This window comes from Roseateles sp. P5_D6 (assembly GCF_054049415.1).
Genome location: NZ_JBFUMK010000038.1, coordinates 19,638 through 27,920, shown reverse-complemented (window position 1 = coordinate 27,920; position 8,283 = coordinate 19,638). Strand labels below are relative to the sequence as shown.

The window sequence follows — 8,283 nt, the reverse complement described above, 5'->3', positions numbered from 1 at the left end:
CGATCAGGCGGCGCAGGGCGGGGTAGTCAATGCTGCCGTCCTCGTTCATCGGGGTGACGAGGGCGACGATGCTGCCGAGGATGGGCTTCATGGTGGGAATTTCTTAAGGAATCTGGCGATTTTAGGCTGCCGGCGACGGCCGCATGGCCGCAACGCGCTGGACGAAGCGCGGCGAGGTTTCGAGATCAGCCCCGTCCTCGAACAGGTCTTCGTAAGCCACGATGCGCCACCCCTCGCAGACGCGCAGCAACTCGCCCCGCTGCAGCAGGAAGTCGGGCCGGGAGGGCCTGCCGAGGGTCTGCTGGCCGTCGGCGAAGGTTTCCCAGATCAGCCAGCCACCGGGCCTGACCGCAGCGCGGATGTCATCGAACAGCGGCCGCCAGAGGTAATTGCAGACGACGACCAGGTCGAATTCGCGATCCGCCAGCGGCCAGGGGCCGTTCTCGATGTCGGCGTTGATAATCTCGGCCAGGTCTTGCAATGGCGCAGTGGCGGCCGCGTCACGGTCGATGCCCGTGACCTGCCAGCCGGCGTCCACCAGCCAATGCAGGTTGCGTCCAGACCCGCAGGCCACGTCCAGGGCCGCACCGGGCGGCGTCGGCGCCAGGCGCTGCAACCAGGCAGAGGGCCGGCCACTCATCCGAAGCAGGCCCAGATCTGCTCGCTGAGCTGGACCATGACGGCCGGGTGGCGGTAGGCCAGGACGGTGAGCGCCAGCACGGCGACGGCCAGCGTCGGCCAGAGCCAGCGGCCGGGCTTCATGCCGGCTGAGCCCTCAGGATGGGCGTCTCACGCACTGGCAAGTTGGCCAGCATGGCCATGACACCGAGCCCGATGGCGAGATACCAGACGACGTCGTAGCTGCCGGTCGCGTCGTAGAGCTTGCCGCCCAGCCAGACGCCCAGGAAGCTGCCAATCTGGTGGCTGAAGAACACGAAGCCGCCCAGCATGGACAGGTGCTGGGCGCCGAAGATCTGCGCGACGACGGCGTTCGTCGGTGGCACGGTCGACAGCCACAGGAAGCCGATGACCGCGGCGAAGATGTAGACGCTCAGCGGCGTCAGTGGCACCGAGATGAAGGTCACGATGGCCACGGCGCGCAGTCCGTAAATGGCTGACAGCAGATAGCGTTTGGGAAAGCGCTGGCCCAGCATGCCGGCCGCATACGTGCCGAAGATATTGAACAGGCCGATCAGCATCAGTGCGCCGGTGGACACGCCGATGCCCAGGCCRTGGTCCTTCAGGTAACTCGGCAGATGCACGCCGATGAAGACGACCTGGAAGCCGCAGACGAAGTAGCCCAGCATCAGCAGCTGGAAGCTGCGGTAGCCGAAGGCTTCGCGCAGCGCCTGGCCAATGCTCTGGTGGGCGCCGCTGAAGGCCGCCACGCTGCGCTCGCGCACGCCAAGCGCGAGCGGCACGATCAACAGGGCCGCGCCGGCCAGCAGCCACAAGGCGCCCTGCCAGCCGAGATGGCTGATCAGCCAGGTCTCGACGGGGATCATGACGAACTGGCCGAAGGAGCCTGCCGCGGCCGCGACGCCGAAGGCCCAGGAGCGCTTTTCCGGCGACACCGTGCGGCCCAGCACGCCGTAAATGACGGCGTAGGTGGAGCCCGATTGCGCGATGCCGATCAGCACGCCGGCACCGAGGGTGAAGCTCAGTGGGTGGCTGGTGACGGCCATCAGCAGCAGGCCGCAGGCATACGTCAGGCCACCGGCGATCAGTACCTTCCAGGCGCCGAAGCGGTCGGCCAGCATGCCGGCAATCGGCCCGGCTATGCCCCAGGAGAGGTTCTGCACGGCCATCGCGAAAGAGAAGGTCTCGCGCGTCCAGCCGCGCTCCGTGATGATGGGCTGCAGCCAGAAGCCGAAGCCGTGGCGGATGCCCATCGACAGCGTGACGATCATGGCACCGCACAGCAGCACCTGTTGGACGGACAAACCGGTGGAAGCGGGGCGGGGGGTGTTCATGCGGCGACTGTAATCAGCGCTGTTTGGCCTTGCTGGGCGTCTTGGCTTTGCCACCTTTTTTCTTCGCAGCAGCCTTCTTCGGCGGGTCGGCGGTCGAGGTGCTGGCTTGGGAGCTGGCCGCCGCCACGTCGGCCAGTCGGGTTAGCAGCCTGCCTTGCTTGACGCGCAACAGCGGCATGTCAATGGTGGCCAGGTCGGTCAGCGGGTCGGCGCCCAGCACCAGGAAGCTGGCCTCGCAGCCGGGGTCGAAGCAGCCGAGCTTGCGGCCCGGGAAAAGCGCCAGCGGCGTGTCGCGCGTGGCCAGCCGCAACAGCGTCGCACGGTCCAGGCCGAGGTCGTCCAGCGCGTGCAGCTCGGCCCGGCCGGTGCCGACGAAGACGTCGGAGCCGATGAGCAACTGCACGCCGGCCGCCTGCAGTCTTGCGAGGTTGGCGCGCTGCACGTCCCTCAGCGCGGCCAGGGTTGCGGCGTCGAGCTTGAAGAGAGCGGTGGCGGCCGTCGTCGTGATGACGGCGGTGTGCTGACGCGCGGCCTGGGCGGCGGCGGCCTCGCTGATGGCGAAACGCTCGGGCGCCTCGTCCAATGTGTTGGCATAACCGGGCAGGTGGGCGATGGCGTCGACACCAGCGGCCAGTGCGGCATCAAAGTCGGCTGCAGTTTCCACATGGGCGACGACGCGGCGGCCGTCCGCGCGCGCCAGCCGGGTCAGCGCGTTGGCGGTCTCGGGCGTCAGGCCCAGGCGGCCAAACATCTCCGGTCGGCCGCGCAGCTCGGGGCGCTCGCTGTGCGCCAGCACGATGCGCAGCCAGTTGCCGCCGCGGGCCTTGATTGCGGGCCATTGGGCCAGCGCCTGCTCGGGGCTGTCGACGAGGACGATCTGCTTCTGCGCTGCGGCCGCCTCGGCGCTGGGTTCGGGCAGCACGGCCGCCAATGGGTAGCCGTCGCTGGATGTGATGCAGGCGGTCACGAAGCTGACGTCCGGTGCCGCGGGCGTGGCGGTCAGCGGTTTGACCTCGGCGACGCCGGCCGGGTCGCCGCACAGCATGGCGGCGTAGAACACTCCTTCGTCCAGATACGTCTGCGCGTACTGGCCCCAGCCCCAGGCGGTCTGCAGATTGTGGTTGTGCGCCTCGGCCAGCGGGTTGATCAGGACTTGCTGGCCGTGGATGTCCATCTTGCGGTTGACCTTGGCCGGTTTCCTGGCGACGAAGACGCCGTTTTCGACGTAAAGGCTGCCGCGCTGGATCTTCTGACCGTCGAACCAGCGCGCGTTCTTCAGTTCCCAAGACAGCGGGGCGCTGGCCTGGTAGGGCGATTGGGAGGGGCCTTGCGCCTGTGCGAGTCCACAGGCCAGCAGCAAAAAGGCAGTCAGGAATCTCAAGCTCGAACACTCGCTCTTCGGGGGCCGCGAATCCTAGCCCGAGCGCGTCCATAGAATCCCGCCCCTATGTCGAGCCGTCCGTCTTCCTCTCCCGCCGCTGCACCTGCCGCTTATGGCGAAGCTTCCATCCGCGTTCTCAAGGGCCTGGAACCCGTCAAGCAGCGGCCGGGCATGTACACCCGCACCGAAAACCCGCTGCACTGCATCCAGGARGTCATCGACAACGCCGCCGACGAGGCGCTGGGCGGTTTTGGCAAGCGCATCGACGTGACCTTGCATGCCGATGGCTCGGTGTCAGTCGCCGACGACGGCCGGGGCRTTCCCTTYGGCCTGCACCCGGAAGAAGRSGTGCCSGTCRTCGAGATCGTCTWCACSCGGCTGCAYGCCGGCGGCAAGTTCGACAAGGGCWMGGGCGGCGCCTACAGCTTYTCSGGCGGCCTGCACGGCGTSGGCGTGTCGGTGACCAATGCATTGGCCAAGCGGTTGGAAGTGGCCGTGTGGCGCGACAAGCAGGTGGCTGGCATCGCCTTCGAGCACGGCGACGTGAAGCAGCAGGTCGTCACCCGCCCCGCTGCCAGCGGTGACCGCAAGCAGGGCACGACGGTGCGCGTCTGGCCCGAGGCCAAGTACTTCGAGAGCGCCGAGCTGCCCAAGCACGAATTGGTGCACTTGCTGCGCTCCAAGGCCGTGCTGATGCCCGGCGTGACCGTCACACTGAAGATCGAGAAGACCGGCGAGACGACCACCTGGCTCTACAAGGCCGGCCTGCGCGACTATCTCGCGCAGTCGCTCAACAGCGACCCGTTGATCCCGCTGTTCGAGGGCGAGGGCTTTGCCACCGCCGGCGAGAGCGAGAACTTTGCCGAAGGCGAGGGCGCCGCCTGGTGCGTGGCCTTTACCGAGGACGGCGCACCACTGCGCGAGAGCTATGTGAACCTGATCCCGACGGTCGCCGGCGGTACGCACGAGTCGGGCCTGAAGGACGGCCTGTTCGGCGCGGTCAAGGGCTTCATCGAGATGCACTCGCTGCTGCCCAAGGGCGTCAAGCTGATGCCTGACGACGTGTTCTCGCGCGCCAGCTTCGTGCTGTCCGCCAAGGTGCTGGACCCGCAGTTCCAGGGCCAGACCAAGGAGCGCCTGAACTCGCGCGACGCGCTGCGCCTGGTGTCGGCGTACGTGAAGCCGGCCCTGGAGCTGTGGCTGAACCACCATGTGGACCATGGCAAGAAGCTGGCCGACCTGGTCATCAAGCAGGCACAAACTCGGCAACGCGCCAGTCAGAAAGTTGAAAAACGAAAAGGCTCCGGCGTGGCCGTGCTGCCCGGCAAGCTGACCGACTGCGAAAGCCGCGACCTGCTGCACAACGAGGTCTTCCTCGTCGAGGGCGACTCTGCCGGCGGCAGCGMCAAGATGGGCCGCGACAAGGAGACGCAGGCCATCCTGCCGCTGCGCGGCAAGGTGCTGAACTCCTGGGAGGTCGAGCGCGACCTGCTGTTCAAGAACAACGAGATCCACGACATCTCGGTCGCGCTGGGCGTGGACCCGCACGGCCCCAACGACACGCCGGACCTCTCCGGCCTGCGCTACGGCAAGGTCTGCATCCTGTCGGACGCCGACGTCGACGGCTCCCACATCCAGGTGCTGCTGCTGACGCTGTTCTTCCGCCATTTCCCCAAGCTGGTCGAGACCGGGCACGTGTTCGTTGCCCGTCCGCCGCTGTACCGCGTCGATGCGCCAGCGCGGGGCAAGAAGCCGGCCGCCAAGCTCTACGCGCTGGATGATGGCGAGCTGACCGCGACGCTGGACAAGCTGCGCAAGGAAGGCGCCCGCGAGGGCTCGTGGAGCATCAGCCGCTTCAAGGGCCTGGGCGAGATGAACGCCGAGCAGCTGTGGGACACGACGTTGAACCCCGAGACACGGCGCCTGTCGCGCGTGGAATACGGGCAGCTCGACTTCGGCGCGACGGTGGACGCCTTCAACAAGCTGATGGGCAAGGGCGAGGCCGCCTCGCGCCGCGAGCTGATGGAGCTGCACGGCGACACGGTCGAGATTGACGTTTGAGCCCCCCAAGCTAGGGGGCGGGGTGACTCTCTGTTGACGCGGGTGATGGGCGGCGAAGAATGGCGCCCACCCTATTCAAAGGAGCTGCCATGCGTCAGCACAAGTTTGCGATCCGCGCCGTCGTTCTCTGCCTCGGTGCCGCCGCCATGTCGGCGGCCCTCGCCGCGCCCAAGGACGAAGTCGAGCTCATCGTTGGCCATAAGGTCAACGGCGGTGGCGCTGTGCGCGCCGAGGTCGGTCGCGGTGGCGGTCGCGTCGTCGAGGACTTGTCCGAGATCGACGCCCTCGTCGTCAGCATGCCGCGCGGCGCCGCCAAGGCACTGGCCCGCCACGCCCAGGTCGATTTCGTCGATGAACCGGTCGAGCGTCACATCCTCGGCAATCGCAGCATCCGCGTCGCCGGCTCGCAGGCCCAGGTCGCGCCCTACGGCATTGCGATGGTGCAGGCCGATCAGCTTTCCGACGCCCAGGCCGGCAACCGGCGTGTGTGCATCGTCGACTCGGGCATCAATGGCACCCACGAGGATTTGGCCGGCATCCCGATGACGGGCCAGAACTTCACCAAGTCCGGCGCCTGGAACACGGACGAAAACTCTCACGGCACCCATGTGGCCGGCACGATCGCGGCGCTGAACAACGCGGTCGGGGTCGTCGGCGTGGCGCCGTCGGGCCGCCTGAACCTGCATATCGCCAAGGTCTTCGATGCCAGCGGCAGCGCCAGCGACGCGGTGATCTCGCGTGCCATGTTGGGTTGCGGGCGCGCCGGCGCCAACGTCATCAGCATGTCGCTGGGTGGCGCCACCGGCAGCCGCACCGAGGCGCGCACCGTGGCCAAGCTGGCCAGCCAGGGCATCCTGCTGGTCGCGGCAGCCGGCAACGAAGGTGACAACACGCTGTCCTACCCGGCCGCCTTCGCCGAGGTCGTGTCGATTGCAGCTGTCGACGCCAACAAGCTCGTTGCCAGCTTCTCGCAGTTCAACGCTGACGTCGAGCTCGCCGCCCCCGGTGTGGCCGTGCTGTCGACCGTGCCGGCCTACAGCCAGACAGGCGCCTCGTTGACCGTCGCTGGCGGCAGCTTCACCGTGCAGTCCATGGACGGTTCACCCCGCAGCAGCGCCAGCGGTTCACTGGCCGACTTCGGCCTTGGCAGCGCCGCCACGCCGGGCAGCATGAACGGCAAGGTCTGCCTGATCCAGCGCGGCACCATCGCCTTCGCCGACAAGGTACTGAACTGCCAGAGCAGTGGCGGCGTCGGTGCGGTCATCTACAACAACACGACGGGCGACCTGCTCGGCACATTGGGTGAGACCGTGACGACCATCCCGTCCGTCGGGGCCACCCAGGCAGACGGCGCGACCCTGCTGGGCCAGCTCGGCCAGTCGGCCAGCGTCGCCGTCTTCGGCCTGCCCGACCTGTACGCCAGCTACAGCGGCACGTCGATGGCGACGCCCCATGCATCCGCCGTTGCGGCCCTGGTGTGGAGCCTGCATGCCGGTTGCACGGCCACGCAATTGCGTGCGTCGCTGAACAAGAGCGCGCTGGACCTTGGCGCCCCCGGCCGTGACGACTACTACGGTAACGGCCTCGTGCAGGCCAAGGCAGCGCACGACCGCATCGCCGCGCTGGGCTGCGGCAACTGAGCAGGCGACCCGGCGCCGGGGACAGAGTCAAAGCGCGGCACAATCCCGCGCCGTGATGACCGCCCCCGCCCCCGCCATTTGCCAATGCCCCGCGACGCTGCCCGCCGGGTGGAGCCGCGCTCAGCCGAGCGGATCGGGGGCCTGATGCAGACGGTCTTCAACGCCGGGCACGCGCTGCACGCGGCCACGCACGAGTTCTTCCGCGGCCGGCTGGTGCCGGCCTTCGAGGTCCCGGCGCGCGCCGACTACATCCTGCAGGCGGTGAGGGCTGCGGGCCTGGGTGAGGTGCTCGCGCCGGTCGACCACGGCCGCGCGCCGCTGGAGCGTGTGCATTCAGCGCGCTACCTGGATTTCATCGAGGGCGCGCACGCCGAGTGGCTCTCCACCGGTGGCGAGGGCGATGCCTTCCCGGCCGTGTGGCCGGTGCGTTCGTTGCGCAGTGACCTCGAGCCGATAAGTTTCGCGGCCCGCATGGGCCTGTATTCGATGGACAGTGGCACGCCGCTGACGGCCGGCAGCTGGGCTGCGGCCCATGCCGGCGCGCAGGCGTCGCTGACCGCACTCGATTTGGTGTTGGCCGGTGAGCGCTCGGCCTATGTGCTGACGCGCCCTCCTGGCCATCACGCCGGCGCCGACTTCTTCGGCGGCTACTGCTTCATCAACAACGCCGCCGCCGCCGCGCAGGCTGCACGCGACGCGGGCCTGGCTCGTGTGGCCATCCTGGACGTGGATTACCACCACGGCAACGGCACCCAGGCCATCTTCTACGACCGCGCCGACGTGTTCTTCGCCAGCCTCCACGGTGACCCGCGCACCGAGTACCCGTTCTTCCTCGGTCATGCCGACGAGACCGGCGCAGGCGAGGGCGTCGGCTTCAATGCCAACTTCCCGCTGCCGGTGGGCGTGGACAACGACGACTGGTTCGCTGCACTGGACGCGGCGCTCGCGCGGCTGACAGCCTTCAAGCCCGATCTGCTCATCGTCTCCCTCGGCGTGGACACCTATGGCGGGGACCCGATCTCGCACTTCAAGCTGGACGAGCCCGAGTTCCGCCGCATGGGCCAGCGCCTGGCTGCGTTCGGCGCGCCGACGTTGTTCATCCAGGAAGGCGGCTACGCGACCGAGGCCATCGGCCGCAACGTCGTCGCCGTGCTGGCTGGGTTCGAGACTGAATGACGACCCCCACGCTCGCTCCGCTCACTGCCCCCCGAGGGGGCTGGACCTCCCT

At 68.1% G+C, this 8,283-nt stretch carries 7 protein-coding genes and 1 pseudogene; 3 read left to right on the top strand and 5 right to left on the bottom strand.

The window, feature by feature from the left end; translation table 11 throughout:
- From ACXJKM_RS29460 to ACXJKM_RS29440, 5 genes and pseudogenes are all read right to left on the bottom strand, one after another.
- Window positions 1-91: pseudogene (locus tag ACXJKM_RS29460) on the bottom strand (4-hydroxy-tetrahydrodipicolinate synthase); the annotation flags it as partial.
- Window positions 92-121: 30 nt separating this feature from the next.
- Complete coding sequence (locus tag ACXJKM_RS29455; protein ID WP_056196122.1) at window positions 122-640, bottom strand: class I SAM-dependent methyltransferase; 519 nt, start codon at window positions 638-640, stop codon at window positions 122-124.
- A complete protein-coding gene (locus ACXJKM_RS29450; protein WP_268795250.1) occupies window positions 637-762 on the bottom strand; it encodes a hypothetical protein in 126 nt (41 codons plus the stop codon). The genes ACXJKM_RS29455 and ACXJKM_RS29450 overlap by 4 nt, the downstream gene beginning before the upstream one ends.
- Window positions 759-1,973 (bottom strand): MFS transporter, encoded by a 1,215-nt coding sequence (locus ACXJKM_RS29445; RefSeq protein WP_056196125.1) that lies wholly within the window; start codon window positions 1,971-1,973, stop codon window positions 759-761. The genes ACXJKM_RS29450 and ACXJKM_RS29445 overlap by 4 nt, the downstream gene beginning before the upstream one ends.
- A gap of 13 nt (window positions 1,974-1,986) precedes the next feature.
- Window positions 1,987-3,354, bottom strand: coding sequence for an amidohydrolase family protein (locus ACXJKM_RS29440; RefSeq protein ID WP_457356595.1), 1,368 nt, complete (start codon window positions 3,352-3,354; stop codon window positions 1,987-1,989).
- A 66-nt stretch (window positions 3,355-3,420) separates the two neighbouring features.
- Here ACXJKM_RS29440 and ACXJKM_RS29435 point away from each other — a divergent pair, with 66 nt between their 5' ends.
- The 3 genes from ACXJKM_RS29435 (at window position 3,421) to ACXJKM_RS29425 (ending at window position 8,231) form a co-directional block, all read left to right on the top strand.
- Window positions 3,421-5,415, top strand: coding sequence for a DNA topoisomerase IV subunit B (locus ACXJKM_RS29435; RefSeq protein ID WP_457356594.1), 1,995 nt, complete (start codon window positions 3,421-3,423; stop codon window positions 5,413-5,415).
- An 89-nt stretch (window positions 5,416-5,504) separates the two neighbouring features.
- Entirely contained in the window at window positions 5,505-7,055 is a 1,551-nt protein-coding gene (locus tag ACXJKM_RS29430) for a S8 family serine peptidase (RefSeq protein ID WP_056196133.1), read from the top strand.
- 144 nt (window positions 7,056-7,199) lie between these two features.
- Complete coding sequence (locus tag ACXJKM_RS29425; protein ID WP_457356596.1) at window positions 7,200-8,231, top strand: histone deacetylase family protein; 1,032 nt, start codon at window positions 7,200-7,202, stop codon at window positions 8,229-8,231.
- Window positions 8,232-8,283: the final 52 nt, after the last annotated feature.

Excerpts from the sequence above, each read along its gene's own strand:
- ACXJKM_RS29450 (WP_268795250.1), bottom strand. The coding sequence starts at position 762 with ATGAAGCCCGGCCGCTGGCTCTGGCCGACGCTGGCCGTCGCCGTGCTG.
- ACXJKM_RS29455 (WP_056196122.1), bottom strand. The coding sequence starts at position 640 with ATGAGTGGCCGGCCCTCTGCCTGGTTGCAGCGCCTGGCGCCGACGCCG.
- ACXJKM_RS29425 (WP_457356596.1), top strand. The coding sequence starts at position 7,200 with ATGCAGACGGTCTTCAACGCCGGGCACGCGCTGCACGCGGCCACGCAC.
- ACXJKM_RS29430 (WP_056196133.1), top strand. The coding sequence starts at position 5,505 with ATGCGTCAGCACAAGTTTGCGATCCGCGCCGTCGTTCTCTGCCTCGGT.